The following is a 23,744-nucleotide window of genomic DNA, read 5'->3' as shown; positions in this document are numbered from 1 at the left end:
GAGGCTATTTTTATGGAAAATAAAATGTTTTGTTTCCAATGTCAAGAAACAGCAGGCTGTACAGGCTGTACAAAATTTGGAGTATGTGGAAAATCACCAGACCTTGCTAGAATGCAGGATTTATTAGTATATGTAACAAAAGGATTATCAGAAGTAACAACTAGACTTAGAAAAGAAGGAAAAAAAGTTTCAAGTGAAGTTAATCACTATATAACAATTAATTTATTTACAACTATAACAAATGCTAACTTTGATGATGAGATATTCTACGATAGAGTAAGAAGAGTATTAGAAATAAAAGAAGAATTATTAAATCAATTATCAAATAAAGAAGGTTTATCAGAAGCTGCATTATGGACTGCTTCTACAAGAGAAGAATATGATACAAAATCAACAGAAGTTGGTGTATTAGCAACTAAAGATGAAGATATAAGAAGTTTAAGAGAACTTATAACTTATGGATTAAAAGGTTTAGCAGCATATATGAAGCATGCTAACGAATTAAGCTATGATAACGAAGAAATTAGTGCATTTATGCAAGAAACTTTAGCTAAGTTATTAGATGACAGCTTAACAGTAGATCAATTAGTAGCTTTAACTTTAGAAACAGGTAAAGTTGGAGTAGACGGTATGGCTTTATTAGATGCAGCTAATACTGGAACTTATGGAAACCCAGAAATAACAAAAGTTAATATAGGTGTTAGAAATAATCCAGGTATTTTAGTTTCTGGTCACGACTTAAAAGACTTAGAACAATTATTAGAACAAACAAAGGGAACAGGAGTAGATGTTTATACTCACTCAGAAATGTTACCAGCTCACTATTATCCAGCATTTAAGAAATATGATCACTTTGTAGGTAACTATGGAAATGCATGGTGGAAGCAAAAAGAAGAATTTGAAAGCTTCAACGGTCCAATATTAATGACTACAAACTGTATAGTACCACCAAAGGAAAGCTACAAGCATAGAGTATTTACAACTGGAGCTGCAGGCTTCCCAGGATGTAAGCATATACCAGGAGTAGATGGAGAAAAGAAAGACTTCTCAGAAATAATTGAACTTGCTAAGACTTGCAAGGCTCCAACAGAAATAGAAAAGGGAGAAATCATTGGTGGATTTGCTCACAACCAAGTATTTGCGCTTGCTGATAAAGTTGTAGATGCTGTTAAGTCAGGAGCTATTAAGAAATTCTTCGTAATGGCTGGATGTGACGGTAGAGCTAAATCAAGAAACTACTACACAGAATTTGCAAAAGCACTACCAAAAGATACTGTTATTTTAACTGCAGGTTGTGCAAAATACAAATATAACAAATTAGACTTAGGAGATATTGGTGGAATTCCAAGAGTTCTTGATGCAGGACAATGTAACGATTCATACTCATTAGCATTAATTGCATTAAAACTTAAAGAAGTATTTGAATTACAAGATATTAATGATTTACCATTAGCATTTAACATTGCATGGTATGAACAAAAAGCTGTTATAGTATTATTATCATTACTATACTTAGGAGTTAAGAATATCCATTTAGGACCAACTCTACCAGCATTCCTTTCACCAAATGTTGCTAAAGTACTTGTTGAAAACTTTGGAATTGGTGGAATAACAAACGTAGAAGACGACTTAAAAATGTTTTTAGGATAATTTAAATATTAAAGAAGTCTGCTTTACTAATTATTTAGTTAAGCAGACTTTTTTAGTTTAAAAGAATATAGTAAAATAAAGATATATAATTAAGTTATATATCTTTATTTTTTATAAAAATTTATAATAAGAGATGAGATGTTGAGCTTTTACGGGGAATGAATTGAAGAAGAGATTAGGATATTCATATATTTTTCTTGCATTAGGCTATTTATTATGATTAGATTACAAATTATAAATAGAAAGATTTACTAAGTATAGTTAAAGAATAAAAGGTAAAATAATAGAGAATAAAAAAATATATATTTAGATAAGTTTTGAAAGGAAAAGTTATGATAAAAACATTACAAAGGGCTAGATTTTTTAAGGATATAGAAGATGAAGAAATAAAGAAAATCTTAGATGAGGAAGTTTATATGGTAAGATCCTACAATAAGGGGCAAATAATTGCTAATCAAGGTGAGCCATGCAATAGTTTATCAATAATAGTAGAAGGAAAAGCTGTTGTACAAAATGTATATGAAAATGGAAAGGTATTGACTTTAGCAAATCTTAGTGAAGGTGACGCCTTTGCTGAAGCAATAATTTTTGCTAAGGAAGGAACCTACCCTTCAACTGTAATGGCGATAGAAAATTGTAAAATTATTTTTTTTCCTAAAAAAACTATTTTAAATATAATGAAGAAAAATACTAAATTCACAGAGAATTTTTTAGGATTATTATCTCAAAAATTAGTAAATTTAAATAAAAAAATAAAGCTGATAGAATTAGATTCTATTAGAAGAAAGATATGCAAACTGCTATTAGATAATTATAATACTAAGAACTCTTTAGTATTAAAGATAAAGTCTAAAAAAGAATTAGCAGAAGAAATGGGAGTAGCAAGACCTTCTCTTTCTAGAGAATTAATCAGTATGAAAAATAGTGGTCTTATTGATTTTAATCTAAAAGAAATAAGAATATTAGATTTAGAAAAAATAGAAGATGAATTTTTTGATTAACAGAATAAATTGTTAGCAATTATTAAAGAATAAGATATTTTGCAAAATTTATTGCAAGATGTCTTTTTTGTTAATTTTATTAAAGGTTATATATTTATTAAGAAAGAGAACAGTTTTAATTGACAAATATATACGAAGATAATAAAATAAAAAGTAAAAATTTAGTAGATTAAATTGTTAAAATAAAGTTTGAGGTGAATAAAAATGAAAGGAATTTTAACTGTAATAGGAAGAGATAAGGTAGGAATTATTGCAGGTATTAGCAGTGAATTAGTAAAATTTAATATCAATATTTTAGATGTGAACCAAACTATAATGAAGGAATATTTTACTATGATTATGATGCTTGATTTTGAAAAAGCTAATAGCAGTTTTGATATAGTAAAAGAAGGCTTAATTTCAAAGGGAAAAGAGTTAGGAGTAGAGGTAAAAATACAGAGAGAAGAAATCTTTAATTCAATGCACAGTTTATAATAGATGGTTGGAGGATAAATATGAATACTAATAATATTTTGGAAACAATAAAAATGATAGATGAAGAGAATTTAGATATTAGAACTATCACTATGGGAATTTCTTTATTAGACTGCATTGATTCAAATGGAGATAAGGCTAGAGAAAAGATTTATAATAAAATAACTTCATCTGCAAAAGATTTAGTAAGAGCAGGTAAAGAAATAGAAAATGAATTTGGTATACCTATAGTTAATAAGAGAGTTTCTGTAACTCCAATTTCAATAATAGCAGGAGCTACAAACGAAGAAAGCTATGTTAAATTTGCTGAAATTTTAGATAAAGCCGCAGAGCATTTAGGAATAGATTTTATAGGTGGATTTTCTGCTTTAGTTCAAAAAGGATATACAAAAGGGGATAAGATATTAATTAAATCAATTCCAGAGGCTCTTTCAAAAACTAGAAAGGTTTGCGCTTCTGTAAATATTGGTTCTACAAGAACAGGTATAAATATGGATGCAGTAAAAGAAATGGGACAAATAATAAAAAATACTGCAGAGTTATCAAAAGAGGCTAAAGGTTTTGGCTGTGCCAAGTTAGTTGTATTTTGCAATGCAGTAGAAGACAATCCATTTATGGCAGGTGCATTTCATGGGGTAGGAGAAGCAGATAAGATAATAAATGTTGGAGTAAGTGGTCCTGGAGTTGTTCAAAGGGCATTACAAAAGGTAAAAGGAGAACCTTTTGATGTAGTTGCTGAAACTATTAAGAAAACTGCTTTTAAGATCACTAGAATGGGTCAATTAGTAGCTAAAGAAGCGTCAAAAAGGCTTGATGTACCTTTTGGAATTGTTGATTTATCCTTAGCACCAACACCAGCTATTGGTGATTCTGTGGCTCATATACTTGAAGAAATGGGATTAGAATCTGTAGGAACCCATGGAACAACTGCTGCTTTAGCTTTATTAAATGATGCAGTTAAAAAAGGTGGAATTATGGCATGTAGCCATGTTGGAGGATTGAGTGGAGCTTTTATTCCAGTTTCAGAAGATGCAGGTATGATAGATGCAGTATTAAAGGGAGCTTTAAATTTAGAAAAACTAGAAGCAATGACTGCTATTTGTTCGGTTGGATTAGATATGATCGCGGTACCTGGAGATACATCAGCAGAAACTATTGCAGCAATGATAGCAGATGAGGCTGCAATTGGTATGATAAATAATAAAACAACTGCTGTTAGAATAATACCAGCGCCTGGATGTAAGGTTGGGGATATGGTGGAATTCGGAGGATTACTAGGTCGAGCACCAGTAATGAAGATTAATAATAATTCTTCTAATTTATTTATTGAGAGAGGTGGAAGAATACCAGCTCCGGTTCATTCATTTAAAAATTAATAATTGATGTTAGTTAATACAAGGGCTTTTGAAATTATGATTGTCTGTGGAAAAGCTTTGTGGTAAATTATTAATAGGTATGCGATATTATATGTAATTTGGAGGAAGAGATATGGTGGAACTAATAAAAGAGAATATTTATTGGATTGGAGTTAAGGATCCTGCATTAAGAGTATTTGATATAATAATGGAAACAAAAAAGGGAACTACTTATAATTCATATCTAATAGATGATGAAAAAATAGCAGTAATTGATAGTGTAAAAACTGGTTTTCATGAAGAGTTTGTTAATAACATTACATCTGTTATAGGAGAAAGGGAAGTAGATTATATAATTGTACAACATACAGAATTAGATCATAGTGGATCATTAATAAAATTAATTGAAAAGTATCCTAAGGCAAAGGTTGTTGGTACAAGAGCGGCATTAAATTACTTAAAGAATATCTTAAATAAGGATTTTAATGGAGAAGAAGCAAAAAGTGAGATAAAATTAGGAAAAACAACTCTTAAATTTATTCAAGCACCAAATTTACATTGGCCAGATACAATGTTTACTTATGTAGAAGAAAGAAACCTTTTATTTACTTGTGATTTTACAGGTTCTCATTACTGCCCAGAAGGTTCAATTACAGGAAGTTTAAATGATGAGTACTTTGTAGAAATGAAATATTATTTTGATTGTATAATGGGACCATTCAAAAAATTTGTATTAATGGGATTAAATAAAATAGAGGGATTAAATTTTGATATAATTGCTCCAAGCCATGGACCTGTACATATGAATAATATTGACCATATTCTTAATTTATATAAAGAATGGGCTACTGAAGAAAAAGTTGATAATAAAAAAGTAGAAATATTCTATATTTCAGCTTATGGTAATACAGAATTTATGGCTAAATTCTTAAAGGGTAAGTTAGAAGAAAAAGGATTTAAGGTAGATGTAACAGAAATAACAGAAATACCTTTAAGTGAAAGTGTTAAAAAGATAGAAACTGCAAAAGGTATAATGATTGGTTCACCAACAATAAATCAAGATGCTGTAAAACCATCTTGGGACTTATTATCTTTAATCAATCCTATTACTAATAGAGGAAAGGCTGCCTTAGCCTTTGGTTCATATGGGTGGTCAGGAGAAGGTGTAAAGATGCTTTCATCTAGACTTAAAGAATTAAAATTTAAAACTATAGATCCAGGTATATCATTCTGTTTTGTTCCTTCAGAAGAGGAATTAAAAAAGGCAGAAGAAGCTGTAGATAAATTTATTGAATTGCTGTAGAAGATTGCTGAGTGAAAAAAGATTGCTCTGCAATCTTTTTTATTTTGTGAAAATTAAATAATAATTCTTTTTATTGAAAAAATATTCCCTAAATCTCCACCATTAGAATATTTATATAATAAACAATAAAAAGGAGGGAACTGCTTTTTAATAATTGCTTAGGCAAATTATAGAGTGGAAATTTATGAAAAAAGAATTGAGAATAAATGAAGTAAAATATAATTTTAATTTTGGCTATATTGAAAATGATAACTCTAAAAGTGTTAATATATTTGAAACTGAATATAAAAAGATAGCTAGAGCTCTCAACATTGATAAGGAAGGCTATAATCTTTATTTGATAGATACATTCTCAAAAGAGAAGATAAATGAATTAAAGAAATATATTGAGGATCAGTACAAATATCTTGAACCTCCAAAGGATATTTGTTATGTAATTTATGAGGATTCCAAAAAGCCAGAAGTATTATTTGTTAAGAATGGCAATGGAAAAAAATTAATTAAGGTAGTAGAAGAAATAAAAAATCATTATTTAGAAATTGTAGAAGACTTTTATAATTCATCATCAGATAATAGAAAAGAAGATTTAATAGATGAAATTCAAAATAAAAGAAGTGATTATATTAATGAATTAATAGAAAGTGCCAGAATAGAAAATTTTGAGGTTAAATTTACTAACAAGGGCTTCGCCTTTATTCCTTTAGTGGATGGGAAAATAATTACAGAGAAACAATATGATGATTTAAGTAATACAAGAAAAGAAGAAATAGTGGTAAAAGCAAATAAATTAAAGAAAAAAGCCGAACACATCTTATTAAAATTAAAAGAAATTGAAGCTATATCCATGAAAAAATTAAAGGAACTATATACTGATTATATATCAAATCAGATGGAAGTATATAAAGATGAAGCATTGTTGGAATTTATTGATGATGATAATGCTTATGAGTTTTTAGAAAGGCTTTTTTTAGTTATAGAAAGGAAAATTATTGATTGTTACAATATTGATGTGGATGAAGATGAGGAGGAGTTATATAAGATAATTCATAAAAATTATATTCATTTGCTTGTTGATAATAGTTTAGTATTAAATCCACCTGTAATATATGAAGAAGATCCAAGTGTTAATAATCTTATAGGTTTTATTGAGTATGAAAATAATAATGGGATATATTCAACAGATATTTCACTCATAAATTCAGGAAGTATTTTAAGAGCAAATAGTGGATGTTTAATAATTAGGATGAATTCTTTAGTTAACAATTATAATGCATACTTTCAGCTTAAAAAAGCATTATTAACTAGTAAAGTCAATTTTGATGTTTCAAAATCCTATGTAGAACTAATTTCAATTAATAGTTTGAAACCTGAACCTATTCCTATAAAGCTAAAGGTCATTTTGATAGGAGATCAAGAAACTTATGATATTTTATATAATTTAGATGAAGATTTTAGAAGATTATTTCCTTTGAGAGCTGAATTTAAGTCTATAATTGAATTAAATAAAGAAACACAGGAATATATAATAACTTTAGCAAATAAGGTAGTTAAGGAAAATTCTTTAAACATTCTTTCAAAAGAGGCATTAAGTGAAGTTATAAAGTATTTAGCTAGAAGAGCCAATAATAGGAGAAAGATAAATATTGAAGAAAGGGAAATAGAGAAATTAATTTTACTAGCTAATGATAGAGCTAAAAATAGAAAAGCAGCAATGATTGAAAGAAAAGATATAATAGAAACTGTTTATGAAAGGGAGTTAATAGAGGAAGAATATGATAAATTGTTTAAGGAAAATAAAATATTAATTTCAGTAAAGGAAGAAAAAGTTGGGGTAATTAATGCACTTGCTGTTATAGATACTGGTTATTACTCTTTTGGAAAACCAATGAGAATAACCTGTGTTGCTCAAAGCGGTAATGGTAGGATAATAGATATACAAAAAGAAAATAAATTAAGCGGTAAAATTCATGAAAAGTCAGTTAGTATATTAAAGGGCCTATTAAATAATTTAATTAGTCCTTATGAGGAATTACCGGTAGATTTTTATTTAAGTTTTGAACAAACTTACGGGTTAATAGATGGAGATAGTGCATCAATTGCAGAAGTTATCTGCATATTATCAGCTTTAAGCAAAAGACCTATAAAACAGAATATAGCAGTTACAGGTTCTGTTAATCAGTTAGGAGAAGTTCAGCCTATTGGTGGAGTAAATGAAAAAATAGAAGGATTTTTTAGAATGTGCAAATATATTGATACAGTACAGGACAAAGGTGTGCTAATACCAGATTTGAATAAGGATGATTTGATATTAGATCCAGAAATTGAGAATGCAGTCGAAAAGGGAGAGTTCCATATTTATGTAATGAATACCTTAGAAGATGCTATAGAAACACTGATTCTTAATGATGGAGAAACTTTAGAAGAGTTTTATAAAAAGATAAAATTTGAAATTGACAGATATAAGAGGGTAAAAGAAGACAAGCTAAATATATAACAGAAAGATCGCGAGCAATCTTTATAAGTAGTAATTGAGAGAGGACAATGGGCAATTTAGATTATTTGCAAGCTCTAAACAAGCTTGCAATTTTTTTATAGCAAATTAAATTTTAGTTTGTATTTTAAGTTACTTAAACAATTAATCACATAAATTACATAAAAATGGAATAAATTATTTGACTAAGCATAAAATAATATGTTAGAATTATGGAAAAAGAAGGGAATAAGTTGAGGGAGGTGTAAGCTCTAGGTAGCATAAACTTAGGGCAGTTTATATGTATCTTAAGTTTGATAAATATGAAGACAAATTAATTGTTACGTTAATGGGGGAGCTTGATCATCATAGTGCTGAAGAGGTACGTGTAAAGATAGATGATAGAATTGATAGGGATAATATAAAAAAAGTTATACTAAATTTTAAAGGGGTAACTTTTATGGATAGCTCTGGAATAGGTGTAGTAATAGGAAGATATAAGAAAATGCAGAATAGAAATGGTAAGATCTGTGTTACAGAAATAAATAAAAGTGTTGGAAAAGTTTTTGAATTATCAGGTATGTATAAAATAATTAATATGCATAAAAGTTTAGATGAAGCGATTAAGAGTATATAATGGAGGGGTTTAAATATGGTAGATAATAGAGTTTGTATAGAATTAATGAGCAAATCCCAAAATGAAGGATTTGCAAGGGTTGCAATTGCAGCATTTGTATCCCAATTAGACCCTACAATTGAGGAATTATCGGATGTGAAGACAGCAGTATCTGAAGCAGTAACAAATTCTATAATTCATGGTTATGAAAATAGAAAAGAGGACATAATTAGAATAGAAGCTACTATAAGCGGGAATGAAGTAACTATAATAGTAGAAGATTTTGGAGTGGGAATAAAGGACGTAAAGAAGGCTATGGAACCACTTTATACATCTAAGCCAGAATTAGAGAGGTCTGGTATGGGGTTTACTGTTATGGAAACATTTATGGATAGCTTAGAAGTAGAAAGTAAAGAAGGTAAAGGTACTAAAGTTGTAATGAAGAAGAAATTCAACTCAGTAAGTTAGGTGAAGTATATGGAAAATGGAACTATAAGGAAAGAGGCGTACAATTATGATGATAATTCAAAGTTGATACCCTTAGCTAAAGCAGGCGATCAAGATGCAATGAATAAAGTAATAGAAATGAATCTTCCTTTAGTGGCATCTATAAGTAAAAAGTTTCTTAATAGAGGATATGATTATGAAGATATATTTCAAATAGGTTCTATAGGATTAGTAAAGGCTATAAATAACTTCGAAGGAAGATTTAACGTAAAATTTTCAACTTATGCCGTACCAATGATAGTTGGTGAAATAAAAAGATTTATTAGAGATGATGGAATAATTAAAGTAAGCAGAAATGTTAAGACTTTAGCTAGAAAGCTTCATTTTGACAAAGAAAAATTAACTAAAAAATTAAATAGGGAACCAACAATTGAAGAATTATCAAAATTTTCAGGAGTAGATAAAGATGAGATATTATTTGCCTTAGATTCTGTTAACAGCCTGCAGTATTTATATGATACTATTCATCAAGATGATGGAGCACCAGTCCTTCTAATTGATAAGCTAAGTGAAAAGGGTGAAGATGATAGTGAAATGATTAATAGAATTGCTTTAAAAGAAGCATTACGGAGTCTAGATGAGAAGTCAAGACAAATAATAATGCTAAGATATTTCAAAGATAAAACTCAGGTTCAAGTAGCTAAGATGTTAGGTATAAGTCAGGTACAGGTTTCAAGAATTGAAAAGAAGGTTCTTGGAATTATGAAACAAAAACTAGAAGAATAAGTTGAAGATACGAAAGAAAATAGGGAGAAAGTTATGAAAAAAATAAATAGTATATTGAGTTGAAAGTCAATTGGATTTAAAGAAATTCAATTGACTATTTATTTGCCAAAAAATATCAGTATTATAAGGAGAAAGATTTGGAATAATAAAATTAAACATATTTAGAAAGGAAGTATAAAAATGTCTAAAAAGAAAAAAATATCTGAAAATGAAATTTATCAAGATTTTCAAACCATTACTAAAGAAACAGAACCAAAGCCTAAAATAATCAAAAATTGTATTAATGCTTTTTGGGTAGGAGGGTTAATATGCGTAATTGGACAAATAATACATATGCTTCTTATTAAATATGGAGGTTTTGATGAAGAAACAACTAAAATGCTAGTTCCAGCAATTATGGTGTTCTTAGGGGCTCTATTAACCGGAATTGGAGTTTATGATAAAATTGCAACTTTTGCAGGTGCAGGAACCTTAGTTCCTATCACTGGTTTTTCGAATTCAGTTGTTTCACCTGCTATGGAATTTAAAAAGGAAGGATTTATATTTGGAGTTGCAGCAAAAATGTTTATTATAGCAGGTCCAGTATTAGTATATGGAATAGGAAGCTCAGTAGTAGTGGGCATAATATATTATTTATTACAAAGATTTTAAGAAAGGGGATTAAAAATGAATTGTGATACCAAAAGAATAGGAAATCAAACTGTAAAAATGAAAAATCCTCCTAAAATCATTACAACATATTCAATGGTAGGACCTAAGGAAGGAGAAGGACCTTTAGGTAAATATTTTCATGAAGTAGTAAAAGATGATACTTTAGGCAAAGAAAGTTATGAAAAAGCTGAAAGTGAATTGTTTTATCAAACAGTAATTAAGGCTATAGAAAGTGCTAGTTTAAAGGAAGAAGATATAAATTATATTTTTGCAGGAGATTTATTAAATCAATTAACATCTACTTGCTTTGCAGCAAGAGACTTTAATATACCTTTCTTTGGTTTATTTGGTGCATGTTCAACAATGACAGAATCTTTAAGTTTGGCAGCAATGATGATAGATGGAGGGTTTGCAGACTACACAATTGCAGCAACTGTATCTCATTTTAGTTCTTCAGAAAGGCAATTTAGATTTCCTTTAGAATATGGATCTGTAAGGAAGCCTACATCTCAATGGACTGTAACTGGAGCAGGAGCAATGCTCTTAGGAAAGGAAGGAAATTTCCCAGAGGTAACTCATATAACAACAGGCCTAGTAAAAGATTATGGAATAAAGGATTCAAATAATATGGGAGCAGCTATGGCACCAGCTGCAGTTGATACGATAGTTAAACATTTGGAGGATACAGGAAGAGGGGAAAAATATTATGATGCCATCGTAACTGGAGATTTAGGTAAAGTAGGTAAAGAAATAACCTTACAATTATTAGAAAAACAAGGTTATAACATAAGAGATATATATTATGATTGTGGAGATTTAATATTTGATGATGAAAAGCAAGGTACTAATTCAGGTGGTAGTGGATGTGGATGTTCAGCTAGTGTAGCTTGTTCATATTTTTATGGAAAATTAATAAATAAAGAAATTAAGAAGCTGCTCCTTATTTCTACAGGGGCATTGATGAGCCCAACTTCTACTCAGCAGGGAGAAAGCATTCCTGGAATTGCCCATGCAGTATCAATTGAGTTTAATGATAATGGAGGTGAAAAATAATGGAGTATTTAAGTGCCTTTATAGTTGGTGGATTAATATGTGTTATAGGGCAAATTATCTTAGATACTACAAAACTAACTCCAGCTAATATATTAGTTACTTTTTTACTTATAGGAGTTGTATTAGGAGCTTTTGGATTATATGATAAACTAATAGATATAGGTGGTGCTGGCGCCTCAGTTCCTTTACCTAGCTTTGGAAATTCTTTAGCTAAAGGCGTTATGAAAGCAGTAGATGAAAAAGGAATTGCAGGCATATTAACAGGCGGTATAGAAGGGACTGCATCAGGAATAACTGCAGCAGTTTTTTTTGGTTATTTAGCAGCAGTATTTTTTAATCCAAAGACAAAATCTTGATAAATATTAAACATATAATTGATAAAAACTGAAATATTGAAAATTTGAAATATATTTATATTTTCAATGTTTCAGCTTTTTTTGTGGAAATTTAATTATAATAATTGTAAAATTAAAATGTATAATTATTTTTTGGGGGAGGGGTAGAATGAAAGAGTATTATAGTGAAAGCTGGTCTAAAGTAGTAGAAATATTAGAAAGTAATATTTACAGCGGGTTAAATGAAGAACAGGTTAATGAAAGAAAAACTCTATTTGGAGACAATTTAATTGATTTACCTTATACTAGAAGTAATTTGCAGATTCTTTTTGATTTATTTAAAGGAAAAAATATATATTTTCATATTTTATTTATAATTTTTTTTATATTAAGTAAGTTTTATATATTAGGAATTATTTCTTTAATAATATTATTATTTTATTTTGGATTAAAATTATATAATGATTTTTCTAACAAAAAAGAAATAGAACTTTTGCAAAGGTTAAATACTTCCCAAGTTTTAGTATTAAGAAATGGTGTAGAAAGGCTTATAGAAGCTGAGAACTTAGTAAAAGGTGATATTGTTTACTTTAGAAAAAATTCTTTTATTGGTGCTGATATTAGGATTATAGAAAGTAGAAATTTAAAAGTTGATGAAAGAAATATTACTGGTGACAATTTGTTAAAAAATAAATACTCAATAAAAATGCATGAAAAGCCTAACTCTATTGGAGAAATAAACAATATCCTTTTTAGAGGTTCGGTAATAAAAGAAGGATCAGGCAGTGGAATTGTAATAGAAACTGGTAATAATACTCAATTAGGAAAAGTTTTAAGTAGAGTAAAAAACTTTAAAAGAAGAAAAAATGTTATTATTGATAAATTTGATAATGTTTTATTTAAAGCTCAAATTTGTTTAGTACTATTACAAATTATACTAATCGAAATTTTTCCAGGAGGTTTAGTTAATAAATTACCTTTAGTGGCAAACTCATTTTTTGCTATGCTTTCTATATTAATACCTTTAATTATCATATACTACGAAAAATATATAAAAAATAAATTTATGACTAACTACGGAATAGAATTAATGAATTATTCTTCATTTGGATTGTTAAAGGAAATAAAAATACTATTTTTAAAAAAGCTTGGTACAATTACTAAAAATGAATTATATGTAGATAAAATATATACTAATGATCAAATTTATTTAGCTAATGATGTAGATATTGGAGATATAAATATTAGAAGAATTTTAGATATATCAATACTTTGTAATAATGCTAAATATAATGTTGATAATGATTGGGCTAAAGGAGATATATTTGACATAGCTTATTTAAAATATGGAGTTACTAAATCTATTTATAAAAGTAATATTGAAGGTAAAAATAAAAGAATCTTTGAAATACCAAAAGATATAAATAAAAAAATGACAACAACTATAAATAAAAATAGAAATGGCTATAGGGCAAATGTTAGAGGTGAGTTAGACACAGTATTAAATGCTTGTACAAGCATTTTATTAAATGGTGTGGAAAAGGAAATAACTTCAGAAGATATAATGAAAATAAAGTTAGTTGATCTTAATTTTTCAAAAGAAGGACTTATTACCGAGGCTTTTGCATATAGATCTTTTAATTATGAACCATCAGAGTCTGAAAATATTGAAAGTAACCTTGTCTTTGCTGGTATTATTGCTATGGAAAATCCTATAATAGATACTATACCTGATGAAATTAATGAACTTAGACAAAAAGGAGTACTACCAATTATATTTACTGATGATAATAAAATGGCAGCTCAGGTATTAGGTAAAAAAATAAATTTAATATCTTCTGAAGAACAAGTTACTTTAGGAAAGGAACTTGAATTGCTTGAAAAGGAAGAATTTTTAAAGAGGGTTTCTAAGACAAGAATATATTGTCAATTAACTCAGGAGCAGCAGTATAATCTTGTCACTTTGTATGAGGAAGATGGATATAACTTTGCAATAGAAGGAGAAAGCTTAGCAGAGGTTTCTTTAATTAATCTATCTAAAATTGGAATATTCAAAGGGAAAGTATCTGAAATATTAAAAAAACTAGGAGATATTTATACTCATAATAGCTCAATTCAGGCATTTTTAAACCTTTTAAAAGAAAGTAAATATGTTTTTGAAGCAATTGACAGGGGAACTGCAATATATGTAATTACTTTATTATCAGAGATAATCTTCTTTAGTTTTAATCAACTTTTAAACAAGAACTATATAATTGAATATTATTTTATAATATTTTTAAATATGTTATTATTGACACCTATAATATTAGTAAATATGATATATGGAAAATATAAAACAAATGATAATAAAATAATACTAAGAGGAATTTTGTTTTCATTATTACCTTTAATTTTAGTTTATTTAAAAATTAAAAATATTGAAGTTCTAAGTTATTCTTTAATATCTTTAATGTTATTTATTGATACAATTATAAATTGTTCTGTTATTAAAAAAGGAGATTATAAAGGATTAAAACTTATAATATTCTTTGTGTTACTTTTTATATTAACTACTGGAATATTAATTTTTGTAAAGCAATATACTTATGAGCTAATGGATTTAATAATATTAGCAATAATATTATTTATATTTTTAATATCTGAAATAATTATAAGAAAATGGTAAAAATTATAATGAGGTGATGCCATTTGAATTATAATTATAGAATAAATATTTTAGTGTATATTTTTTTATCATTTATATTTGGAAGTTATTCATATGTTTTATATGATGAAAGCAAATGGCTAGCAGTAATTGTTGCTAGCTGTTTTTTTATATTATTAATATTTTATAAAGGGATAAAATTTTCATTTTTAATTATGATTTTTTTCTTTGTACCAATAATAAATAGTTATAATTATTATAATATTAATTTTAGTAAGAATGAGGAGATAAGGATAGAGAGTCTAAATTCTTATGGAGCAATTGGAAAAATAAAAGGAAGAACTGTATATTTATCTGGAAATATAAAAGAAATTTCATCTGGTGATAGAATAAAGGTTAAGGGAAGCTTTAAAAAAGACATTGATAGAGAAAAGGGAGTATTAGGAAGTTATAAAGTAGATAGCTATAAGCATTTAAAAAGTGATTTGATTAGTAAAGTTTATAATTTAAGAGAAAAAATCTTTTATAATATAAGATCAAAATTGGGTTATAGAAGGGCAGCTATAATTACTTCAATATCTTTTGGATATACAGAGTACTTAGATAATAGTGATGAAATGGATATGAAAAAACTTGGAATATTACATGCCCTATCAGTTTCAGGACTACATATGGCAATAGTATATTCAATTATAAAGAAATTTTTGGGAGAAAAAGCTGCTGCGTTTTTATCAGTTTTCTATGTTATTTTTACTGGAGCAGCATTAGCTACTGTCAGATCTTATATAATGATGCTAACAACAAGTTTTGCAATGAGTTTTAAAAGGAACTATAATCCTTTAGCTGGTCTATCTTTAGGGGGAATAATAATCATATTATTTAAGCCCTATAGTATATTTAATATAGGTTTTCAATTAAGTTTTTTGGCTACCTTAGGAATAATATTATTTAACAAGATAATAAATAAGAAGCTTTATAAGTTTCCTAAATATATAAGAGAAAGTATATCCATTTGTATTTCATCTCAAATATTTACTTTTCCGGTAGTAGTATATGCTTTTAAGGAATTTTCATTAGGATTTTTATTAGGGAATTTAATAGTAGTTCCTTTTATGAATATTATAGTTGTTATAGGAAACTTACTACTTTTATTTTTAAAGGTGAAACTTCTATTTAATTATTTAATATTTATTTCTTATTATATAACTAGACTTATTGATCTTTTAATAGACTTATTGAATAGCTTAGTACCTAATATAATATATTTAAATGAATATATTGCTAAATTTTATTTTATAATTCTAATTACTACTTATTTTTATAAGAAAAATATGAGAAGAATAATTGTTTTTCCTTTTTTTATAGCATTATTGTATATTTTTAATCTTTTTTATTCACCTTATCCTAAAATTGAATATTATCATGAAGGTATAATTTCTATTAGCTATAAAACTTCTAAAAAATTATTTTATTTACATGATAATATAAAGTCAGAAAAAATAGAACTAATAACTATGGCAAAGGAAAAATATAAGTATTTTAATAGGGTTAATATAGGAAAAAAGTATAATCTTAAAAAATACAACAATAATCTGCTTTTAGAATGTTATGATAAAAAATATTTATTAAAAGTATCTAGAGATGAAAATGTAGAGGCGTATGATATAATAGATTTTAAGAATGGAAGCTTTAGCAAAATAGTTCTAATTAAGGATAAAATTATGCCAGTTTATTAAGGAAGGGTAGGTTAAGTTGATAGATTTTGATGCTTTAGAAGAAGAAATTAAGAAAGGTAAAATAAATAACTCTTATATTTTTTGTGGCTTAGATGAAGAATTAATTAAAGAAGGAGTAAATTTAGTAGTTAATTCTGTTGTTGATAAATCAATGAAAGATTTAAATTATATTAGATTAGATGGTCTTAATATAAATTATGATGAAATTTTAAATGCCTGTGAAACAATGCCTTTTATGGGAGAAAAAAAAGCAGTTGTTATCTATAGAGCTGAATTTTTAAAAGAGAAAACAGATAGTTCTAATAGTAAATTATATAAGGAAATAGAAAAATACTTAAAGGATATCCCGCCTTACACTATATTAATTATGTATTATTTGTTCAATGATAAAAGGGATACAGCCAAAAAGAATAAAAAGTTAGTTTCTTTAGATAAAATTTCTAAGGTTGTTCATTTTGATAGATTAAAAAAAGACAGATATTATAAGAAGGTAGAAGAGGTTTTTAAAAAAAGAGGTAAAGAAATAAAGAAGATTGAAGCTAGATATTTCGCGGAAAAGGTACCAAATAATTTTGACATTATAAATAGGGAAGCAGATAAAATAATAGCTTATACAGAAGGTAAAGAAATAACTAAAAAGGATATAGATAAGTTAGTATTAAAATCTAGTGAAGATGATATTTTTGATTTAATAGATTTGATTTCGCTGAGAAAAGCGGAAAGAGCAATAGATTTGTTAGATGAATTATTATTTAAAAGTGATCAACATATGCTTATAATAACAAACATAGAAAATCATTTTAAAAGATTATATGAAATAAAAGTATTGAAAAATAAAGGTCATAATATTGGCAGCATTGCAAGTAAATATAAACTTCCTACATTTATTTGTGAAAAATTAGTAAATCAAAGTAATAAATTTTCATTTAATCAATTAAAAGAAATTTTAGATATTTGTTTAAAAACAGAAATTTCATTAAAATCTAGCAGTAATGATAAAACTATGGAGTTAGAATTAATGTTATTTAACATTTTTATGGTAAAATAATAGCCGATCCAATTGGATCGGCTTCTTATTTAATTACGCCATAGCGTTTAATTTTGCAGCTAATCTAGATTTCTTTCTAGCTACCATATTCTTATGAATTACTCCTTTTTGAGCAGCCATGTCTAAAGACTTAGCAACTTGTGGGAAAAGAGCTTTAGCTTCTTCTACATTATTTGTAGCAACTGCAGCTTCAAATTTCTTAATAACTGTTTTAACAGCTGATTTAATCATTCTGTTTTGAGCAGTTTTCTTTTCAGTAACTTTAATTCTTTTTTTTGCTGATTTAATATTTGCCATTCTACTTCACCCCCTTAATGCTTTTATAGGGTCTCTTTGCAGCTTTGGGGAAATCTGCGTTCGAGTTCTTTTTTAACATACTAGATTATATCATTGAAAGTTTATAAGTTCAAGTATTAAATTAATATATTGTGGAAAAATAAAAAATGATAATGATTTGGGAGGTATTTCAATGATTAGCATAAGAACTGATTTAGCAATAGAAGCTCGTGATATGTACACGCAAGAAAATAAAAGAGAATTAGATGGAGTAATAGTAAAAGAAGACCAAGATGAAGAGGTAAAAATAACAACGGTAACTATTGAAAGCGATGAAGCAGGTAAGGAACTTGGGAAATCTAAAGGAAATTATATTACAATAGATTTTCCAGAAATGACTTACTATGAAACAGAAATTATGGATAAAGTTTCTCAAGCAATTAATAAAGCTTTAAGCAATCTTATTGATGTGCCTTATAATAAGCTGGCTTTAGTAGTTGGATTGGGAAATAGAAGGGTAACTCCAGATTCACTAGGTCCTAAGGTTACAGAAAAAATTATGGTTACAAGGCATATTAAGGAACTAATGCCTGATGCAATTGATGAATCAGTTAGACCTGTTTCATGCATTGCCCCTGGCGTCCTAGGAGTTACAGGAATAGAAACTGGTGAAATAATAAGATCACTTGTTGAAAAATTAAAACCTGAAATAGTTATTTGTATAGATGCTTTAGGTTCAAGAAAACTTGAACGTGTAAATAGAACTATACAAATCAGTGATACTGGAATAGCACCGGGGGCAGGTGTTGGAAATCATAGAATGAAAATAAATGAGGATTCTATAGGGGTAAAAGTAATAAGTATTGGAGTACCTACAGTTGTTCATGCAGCAACCATTGCTAATGATACTCTTGATTTACTTTTAGATGAGCTTATAAAAAAATCAGAAGCAGGAACAGACTTTTATAAAATGTTAAAATCATTAGATAGAAATGAAAAGAATAATTTAATAAGAGAAATATTAGACCCATCCATTGGAGATTTAATGGTTACTCCAAAGGATGTTGATGTAATAATGGATTCTTTATCAAAGGTTATAGCAAATGGAATTAATATGGCAATTCAGCCTAATTTAGATATGGAAGAAATAAATGCATTTATGGGCTAGATAAAAAAGTATTAAATTATTAATAATTATGTAACTCTCCTAATATATATATAAAGAGAGAAGGGGGAGTTACATTTGTATTCATTAAAAGAAACAATTTCAAACAAGCATAAAAGAAAAAAGCTAAATATAAAAGGCAGTTTTGACATAGGATATATAATTCTTATATTAGGAATATTAATATTCTTAATAAGATTTATGGGGACGATAAATAAATATGATCAATTAAGTAGGTTTGCCCATATTAATTTACTAAATTATAGTATGCCTGTTGTAAAAGTTCAAATTTTTGATGAAAATAATATTAATGACGATGATATATCTTTGAAAAATGTTATATTAGAAAGCATCGGATTAAAAGGAATAAGTGCATATAAAATTATAGGAAAAGAACTTGGAGTATTTTATAATGGTCTTCAGAAATTTTTTACTGATTCACCAATAGCGAATATAAAACCTTTTTCTTTAAAAAAAGAAAGTATTGCGACAGTAAGTGAAGAAGAATTAGCAGAATTAAATAAAGTTAGTCCTGCCTATGATGAAAGTTTAAAGAAGCTTTTAGATAATTCTAAACCAGAAGTACTAATATTACACACTCATGCAATAGAAAATTATGCAGAGGTAGGAGAACTAACAACAGATAGTAATTTTAATGTTGTTGGAGTTGGAGAAATTTTAGCTAAGGAATTAGAAGAAGGATATGGAATATCTGTAATACATGATAAAACTAATCATAGCATTTCTTATAATGATAGCTATAAGAGATCGAACGAAACTTTAAATAGTTATTTACAAGAATATGGAGATTTTAAATTGATAATTGATTTGCACAGGGACAGTGTTACTAATAAAGATGCAGTAACTATAAACTTAAATAATCAAAATTTGGCTAGACTAATGTTTGTTTTGGCAGAAAACAGTGATAGATATGCTGCTAATTTAGAATTGGCTAATAAGTTATTAAATATTTCGAACTCTTTATTTCCTGGATTAATGAGAAATAATTATATTTATCCAGTAGGGGCTACTGCTATAAATTATAGCTTAAGTGATAATTTTATATTAATAGAAGTTGGATCAAATGTAAATGAAGCTCAAGAGGCAAAGCTATCTGCAAAATATATTGCCAGAATAGTTGCTGAATATATAAATGGTCAGTAATTGAATAAAAAATTAAAAAATGAGCATCCTTTAGATAGTAAAAAAAATCTAGGGGGTGCCCTTTTGTTTAATAAGAAAATATTAACTGGTATAATTATATTCTTTAGCATAGTATTAGTTGGCTTTATTAGAATAAATATCATCAATACTAAGGCTTTGTCACCAACAGGTGAAGGAGAAAATAATTATGAAATTATTAGTAATGAGTTTGGAGATGACTTCAAGGAATTTATTAAAGATGATGCAGAGATAAAAATATATATTCCAACTGAAGAGGAGGATAAAATGACTGTAAAAATAGCTGATAAGGAAATTTATATTAATGATGATAATGTATTTTTAAATAAAATTAAAGAAGCTGCTAATTTTGCATATAATAAAATTTCATCATTTGCTGACAATATAATTGATAAACTGAATATTAATGATAAAAATAATACAGAGGATAATAAAAATAATACACAGGATGATTTAGATAAAATTGTTGATGAATTTATAAAAGAAATAGAATAGAAGATTTGATAGTTAACATTTATATTGACAGTAATCTAGTGTGGTGTGATATAATTTAGTTTGATTTAATATAATGGGGGTGAAATGGCTATTTAGCTATATTAATGCTAATAGTTAAAATATGAGTAGTAACAGACAAAAATATATTAGAAATTTTTCAATAGTTGCCCATATAGATCATGGCAAATCAACCCTAGCAGACAGGCTACTAGAAGCTACAGGAACTCTTACCCAAAGAGAAATGGAAGAGCAGACTCTAGATAATATGGAAATTGAAAGAGAAAGAGGAATAACAATTAAGTCTACAGAAGCTCGACTTATTTATAGAAAAGAAAATGGAGAGGAATATATCCTAAATTTGATTGATACTCCTGGACACGTAGATTTTACATATGAAGTTTCAAGAAGTTTAGCAGCTTGTGAAGGAGCAGTTTTAATAGTTGATGCAACACAAGGTGTTCAAGCTCAAACTTTAGCGAACTGTTATTTAGCTTTAAATAATGATTTGGAAATAGTTCCAGTAATAAATAAAATAGATTTACAGTCAGCAAGGCCAGAAGAAGTGAAGACTGAAATAGAAGATATAATTGGAATAGAGGCTGCTGATGCTCCAATGATATCTGCCAAAACAGGACTAAATATAAATGATGTGTTAGAAGCAATAGTAGATAAAATACCAGCTCCAAATGGTGATGAAAATGCTCCGTTGAAGGCTTTAATATTTGATTCTTATTATGATAGCTATAAAGGGGTAGTATCTCATGTAAGAATTTTTGATGGGGTAGTTAAGGCAGGAACTAAGATAAAATTAATGGCTACAAATAAAGTTTATGAAGTAACAGAAGTTGGAGTTTTCACTCCAAAACCATTAGCAACAAGTGAGTTAAGAGCTGGTGATGTTGGTTACATTGCAGCTTCTATAAAAAATGTTAGAGATGCCAGAGTTGGAGATACAATTACATATGCTGATAATCCTATAAAAGAACCATTACCAGGATATAAGCCAGCTATACCTATGGTTTATTCAGGTATTTATCCAGTTGACGGAGCAAAATATCAGGAGTTGAAAGATGCTCTTGAAAAGTTACAAATAAATGATGCTGCTTTAAATTTTGAACCGGAAACATCAGTTGCTTTAGGTTTTGGATTTAGATGCGGTTTCCTAGGATTATTACATATGGAAATAATTCAAGAAAGAATTGAAAGGGAATTTAATTTAGATATTATAACTACAGCTCCATCAGTTATTTATAAAGTAAAGAAAACTAATGGAGAAATTATTGATCTTACAAATCCAACTAATCTTCCAGAAGCTACAGAAATTGAATATATGGAGGAGCCAGTTGTAAGAGCTAGTATTATTACGCCATCGGATTATGTTGGAGCAGTAATGGAATTATGTCAAGAAAGAAGAGGAACTTTTATTGACATGCAATATTTAGAGGAAACTAGAGTTTCAATAAATTATGATATTCCTCTAAATGAAATAGTATATGACTTTTTTGATACTTTAAAATCTAGAACAAGAGGTTATGCTTCATTAGATTATGAATTAAAGGGATATACCAGAACAGAATTGGTAAAACTAGATATACTTTTAAATGGAGATATAGTAGATGCTTTATCTATGATTGTTCCAAAGGAAAAGGCTTATGCAAAAGGTAGAGCAATTGCAGAAAAATTAAAAGAAATAATTCCACGTCAATTATTTGAAGTACCAGTCCAAGCAGCTATTGGATCAAAGATAATTGCAAGAGAAACTATTAAGGCAATGAGAAAAGACGTTCTTGCTAAATGTTATGGTGGAGATATTACTAGAAAGAAAAAACTGTTAGAAAAGCAAAAAGAGGGAAAGAAGAGAATGAGACAGGTTGGATCTGTTGAAGTTCCTCAAGAAGCATTTATGTCTATTCTAAAGGTAGATAAATAAACTAACAAGGGCCAAGATTATAATAATCTTGGCCCTTGTTAGATACAAAAAGAGTAAGGTGGTAATAATATATTATATTAAAGGATCAATAAAAGAGTTCAAATTTTTTTTATTTAAGATAAACTTTTTCTATATAATTATAAGCTTTAGATAAATCATAAGAATTTGCAATAGATTTTAAGTAGGGGATATATTTATATTCATCTAAATCAATAAATTTTGGTATTTTAGGATTTATTCTAAAATAATTAGATTTCAATAATTCTTTGCAATACATGTTATTTAAATCTTCCATACCGTCCATAAGAAGTGATAAAATTGGAGACTTCATTTTATTAAAGGGATTAAAGGCCCATTGAAAAAGGCCCCAGTTTTTATTTTTACCATTTATTTTTTCTGGAATATTACCAGTACCTATAGATAAAATTTTAATATTATTAAGACTATAGTCTTTCTTATAAGCTTTATATACAAATAGCAGGGAAACAGCTGAAGGTGAATTAGCTACAACCCCTCCATCGATATATTGCTTGTAAGATGGGAAATAAGCAGGTGCTGCTGAACTAGATAAAATAGCATCTTTTACTGATATATTTTCTGTGCCATCTTTAATAAAATTATTGAAAAATACTGGTTCCCAGGTAAAATCATCAGTGCTATTAATATTAAAAGAAGGAATTAAAATTTTTTGTTTTAAATCTTTTAATTTCATATCATTCTCAAAATAATTGGATAATATATTATTTAAATTTATACTTTTATATTTTGCTTTAAATAAGTTAATTTTTGCATTAGAAAAGATTTTCCTTGTTGTTGTAATATTATATAAATTTCTTATTTCATCAACAGAAACTCCTTTGGCCAAAAGTGAAGCTATTATTGATCCAGTGGAAGTTCCTGAAAGTAAATCTACTTTTTTTAATAAATCAGGATATTTAAGAACTATCCTATGTAATATCTCAATGCTTAAAGCACCTCTTATTCCTCCGCCATCAAAGGTTAGAATTTTAAAACTTCTCAATTTACTTCCTCTATAATTATTAATATATGATTATTTTATTCTTAAAAGATAATCTTGTTAAATTAGAAAATTAAATTTACATAAAAAATAATTGTAATTAAAA

21 protein-coding genes are annotated in these 23,744 nt (G+C 27.7%); 19 read left to right on the top strand and 2 right to left on the bottom strand.

Translation table 11 applies throughout. The features are described from left to right. The first annotated feature begins 12 nt into the window (after positions 1–12). From hcp to holA, 15 genes are all read left to right on the top strand, one after another. Positions 13–1,650 carry a hydroxylamine reductase gene (gene hcp, locus BEN51_RS09510; RefSeq protein WP_119865831.1) on the top strand — a complete coding sequence of 546 codons (1,638 nt, stop codon included), beginning with the start codon at positions 13–15 and terminating at the stop codon, positions 1,648–1,650. 332 nt (positions 1,651–1,982) lie between these two features. Further along, positions 1,983–2,651, top strand: a complete 669-nt coding sequence (locus tag BEN51_RS09505) for a Crp/Fnr family transcriptional regulator (protein WP_119865830.1) — start codon at positions 1,983–1,985, stop codon at positions 2,649–2,651. Between the two features lie 204 nt (positions 2,652–2,855). Further along, positions 2,856–3,125 (top strand): ACT domain-containing protein, encoded by a 270-nt coding sequence (locus tag BEN51_RS09500; RefSeq protein ID WP_119865829.1) that lies wholly within the window; start codon positions 2,856–2,858, stop codon positions 3,123–3,125. Positions 3,126–3,145: 20 nt separating this feature from the next. Further along, on the top strand, positions 3,146–4,501 hold the full coding sequence (locus tag BEN51_RS09495; RefSeq protein WP_119865828.1) for a PFL family protein: 1,356 nt from the start codon (positions 3,146–3,148) through the stop codon (positions 4,499–4,501). A gap of 112 nt (positions 4,502–4,613) precedes the next feature. Continuing rightward, positions 4,614–5,783 carry an FprA family A-type flavoprotein gene (locus tag BEN51_RS09490; RefSeq protein WP_119865827.1) on the top strand — a complete coding sequence of 390 codons (1,170 nt, stop codon included), beginning with the start codon at positions 4,614–4,616 and terminating at the stop codon, positions 5,781–5,783. 184 nt (positions 5,784–5,967) lie between these two features. Next, entirely contained in the window at positions 5,968–8,277 is a 2,310-nt protein-coding gene (locus BEN51_RS09485; RefSeq protein ID WP_119866608.1) for an AAA family ATPase, read from the top strand. A 277-nt stretch (positions 8,278–8,554) separates the two neighbouring features. Beyond that, the gene (spoIIAA, locus tag BEN51_RS09480; protein WP_119865826.1) at positions 8,555–8,890 is read left to right on the top strand and encodes an anti-sigma F factor antagonist; all 336 of its coding nucleotides are present in this window, start codon (positions 8,555–8,557) and stop codon (positions 8,888–8,890) included. A 15-nt stretch (positions 8,891–8,905) separates the two neighbouring features. Continuing rightward, the gene (spoIIAB, locus tag BEN51_RS09475) at positions 8,906–9,337 is read left to right on the top strand and encodes an anti-sigma F factor (protein WP_119865825.1); all 432 of its coding nucleotides are present in this window, start codon (positions 8,906–8,908) and stop codon (positions 9,335–9,337) included. A gap of 9 nt (positions 9,338–9,346) precedes the next feature. Further along, positions 9,347–10,102, top strand: coding sequence for an RNA polymerase sporulation sigma factor SigF (gene sigF / locus BEN51_RS09470; RefSeq protein ID WP_119865824.1), 756 nt, complete (start codon positions 9,347–9,349; stop codon positions 10,100–10,102). A 180-nt stretch (positions 10,103–10,282) separates the two neighbouring features. After that, positions 10,283–10,753 (top strand): stage V sporulation protein AC, encoded by a 471-nt coding sequence (gene spoVAC / locus BEN51_RS09465; RefSeq protein WP_119865823.1) that lies wholly within the window; start codon positions 10,283–10,285, stop codon positions 10,751–10,753. Between the two features lie 15 nt (positions 10,754–10,768). Further along, positions 10,769–11,806: a stage V sporulation protein AD gene (gene spoVAD, locus BEN51_RS09460; protein ID WP_119865822.1), complete on the top strand. Its 1,038-nt coding sequence runs from the start codon at positions 10,769–10,771 to the stop codon at positions 11,804–11,806. Further along, positions 11,806–12,162, top strand: a complete 357-nt coding sequence (spoVAE, locus tag BEN51_RS09455; RefSeq protein ID WP_119865821.1) for a stage V sporulation protein AE — start codon at positions 11,806–11,808, stop codon at positions 12,160–12,162. The genes spoVAD and spoVAE overlap by 1 nt, the downstream gene beginning before the upstream one ends. A 148-nt stretch (positions 12,163–12,310) precedes the next feature. Beyond that, complete coding sequence (locus tag BEN51_RS09450; protein WP_119865820.1) at positions 12,311–14,809, top strand: P-type ATPase actuator domain-containing protein; 2,499 nt, start codon at positions 12,311–12,313, stop codon at positions 14,807–14,809. 23 nt (positions 14,810–14,832) lie between these two features. Further along, positions 14,833–16,524 carry a ComEC/Rec2 family competence protein gene (locus tag BEN51_RS09445; RefSeq protein WP_119865819.1) on the top strand — a complete coding sequence of 564 codons (1,692 nt, stop codon included), beginning with the start codon at positions 14,833–14,835 and terminating at the stop codon, positions 16,522–16,524. A gap of 16 nt (positions 16,525–16,540) precedes the next feature. Beyond that, positions 16,541–17,572 (top strand): DNA polymerase III subunit delta, encoded by a 1,032-nt coding sequence (gene holA / locus BEN51_RS09440; protein WP_119865818.1) that lies wholly within the window; start codon positions 16,541–16,543, stop codon positions 17,570–17,572. Positions 17,573–17,605: 33 nt separating this feature from the next. Here holA and rpsT read toward each other — a convergent pair whose 3' ends face one another. Next, the gene (gene rpsT / locus BEN51_RS09435) at positions 17,606–17,869 is read right to left on the bottom strand and encodes a 30S ribosomal protein S20 (protein WP_119865817.1); all 264 of its coding nucleotides are present in this window, start codon (positions 17,867–17,869) and stop codon (positions 17,606–17,608) included. 172 nt (positions 17,870–18,041) lie between these two features. Here rpsT and gpr point away from each other — a divergent pair, with 172 nt between their 5' ends. The 4 genes from gpr to lepA all read left to right on the top strand — a co-directional run bounded on the left by gpr (position 18,042) and on the right by lepA (position 22,620). Next, positions 18,042–19,016, top strand: a complete 975-nt coding sequence (gpr, locus tag BEN51_RS09430) for a GPR endopeptidase (RefSeq protein WP_119865816.1) — start codon at positions 18,042–18,044, stop codon at positions 19,014–19,016. 75 nt (positions 19,017–19,091) lie between these two features. Further along, entirely contained in the window at positions 19,092–20,177 is a 1,086-nt protein-coding gene (locus BEN51_RS09425) for a stage II sporulation protein P (protein ID WP_119865815.1), read from the top strand. Between the two features lie 63 nt (positions 20,178–20,240). Beyond that, the gene (locus tag BEN51_RS09420; RefSeq protein ID WP_207652765.1) at positions 20,241–20,690 is read left to right on the top strand and encodes a hypothetical protein; all 450 of its coding nucleotides are present in this window, start codon (positions 20,241–20,243) and stop codon (positions 20,688–20,690) included. Between the two features lie 121 nt (positions 20,691–20,811). Then, positions 20,812–22,620 carry a translation elongation factor 4 gene (gene lepA, locus BEN51_RS09415; RefSeq protein WP_119865814.1) on the top strand — a complete coding sequence of 603 codons (1,809 nt, stop codon included), beginning with the start codon at positions 20,812–20,814 and terminating at the stop codon, positions 22,618–22,620. Positions 22,621–22,729: 109 nt separating this feature from the next. Here lepA and BEN51_RS09410 read toward each other — a convergent pair whose 3' ends face one another. Further along, positions 22,730–23,641 (bottom strand): patatin-like phospholipase family protein, encoded by a 912-nt coding sequence (locus BEN51_RS09410; RefSeq protein WP_164704101.1) that lies wholly within the window; start codon positions 23,639–23,641, stop codon positions 22,730–22,732. Positions 23,642–23,744: the final 103 nt, after the last annotated feature.

Source organism: Clostridium isatidis (assembly GCF_002285495.1).
Taxonomy (GTDB): Bacteria; Bacillota; Clostridia; order Clostridiales; family Clostridiaceae; genus Clostridium; species Clostridium isatidis.
The sequence above is the reverse complement of the archived record's forward strand: the minus strand, read 5'-3'. Positions and strand labels throughout refer to the sequence as shown.

Excerpts from the sequence above, each read along its gene's own strand:
- spoIIAB (WP_119865825.1), top strand. The coding sequence starts at position 8,906 with ATGGTAGATAATAGAGTTTGTATAGAATTAATGAGCAAATCCCAAAAT.
- spoVAE (WP_119865821.1), top strand. The coding sequence starts at position 11,806 with ATGGAGTATTTAAGTGCCTTTATAGTTGGTGGATTAATATGTGTTATA.
- BEN51_RS09495 (WP_119865828.1), top strand. The coding sequence starts at position 3,146 with ATGAATACTAATAATATTTTGGAAACAATAAAAATGATAGATGAAGAG.
- spoVAD (WP_119865822.1), top strand. The coding sequence starts at position 10,769 with ATGAATTGTGATACCAAAAGAATAGGAAATCAAACTGTAAAAATGAAA.
- BEN51_RS09505 (WP_119865830.1), top strand. The coding sequence starts at position 1,983 with ATGATAAAAACATTACAAAGGGCTAGATTTTTTAAGGATATAGAAGAT.
- BEN51_RS09500 (WP_119865829.1), top strand. The coding sequence starts at position 2,856 with ATGAAAGGAATTTTAACTGTAATAGGAAGAGATAAGGTAGGAATTATT.
- gpr (WP_119865816.1), top strand. The coding sequence starts at position 18,042 with ATGATTAGCATAAGAACTGATTTAGCAATAGAAGCTCGTGATATGTAC.
- BEN51_RS09490 (WP_119865827.1), top strand. The coding sequence starts at position 4,614 with ATGGTGGAACTAATAAAAGAGAATATTTATTGGATTGGAGTTAAGGAT.
- BEN51_RS09485 (WP_119866608.1), top strand. The coding sequence starts at position 5,968 with ATGAAAAAAGAATTGAGAATAAATGAAGTAAAATATAATTTTAATTTT.
- spoVAC (WP_119865823.1), top strand. The coding sequence starts at position 10,283 with ATGTCTAAAAAGAAAAAAATATCTGAAAATGAAATTTATCAAGATTTT.
- spoIIAA (WP_119865826.1), top strand. The coding sequence starts at position 8,555 with ATGTATCTTAAGTTTGATAAATATGAAGACAAATTAATTGTTACGTTA.
- BEN51_RS09450 (WP_119865820.1), top strand. The coding sequence starts at position 12,311 with ATGAAAGAGTATTATAGTGAAAGCTGGTCTAAAGTAGTAGAAATATTA.
- rpsT (WP_119865817.1), bottom strand. The coding sequence starts at position 17,869 with ATGGCAAATATTAAATCAGCAAAAAAAAGAATTAAAGTTACTGAAAAG.
- lepA (WP_119865814.1), top strand. The coding sequence starts at position 20,812 with ATGAGTAGTAACAGACAAAAATATATTAGAAATTTTTCAATAGTTGCC.
- hcp (WP_119865831.1), top strand. The coding sequence starts at position 13 with ATGGAAAATAAAATGTTTTGTTTCCAATGTCAAGAAACAGCAGGCTGT.
- sigF (WP_119865824.1), top strand. The coding sequence starts at position 9,347 with ATGGAAAATGGAACTATAAGGAAAGAGGCGTACAATTATGATGATAAT.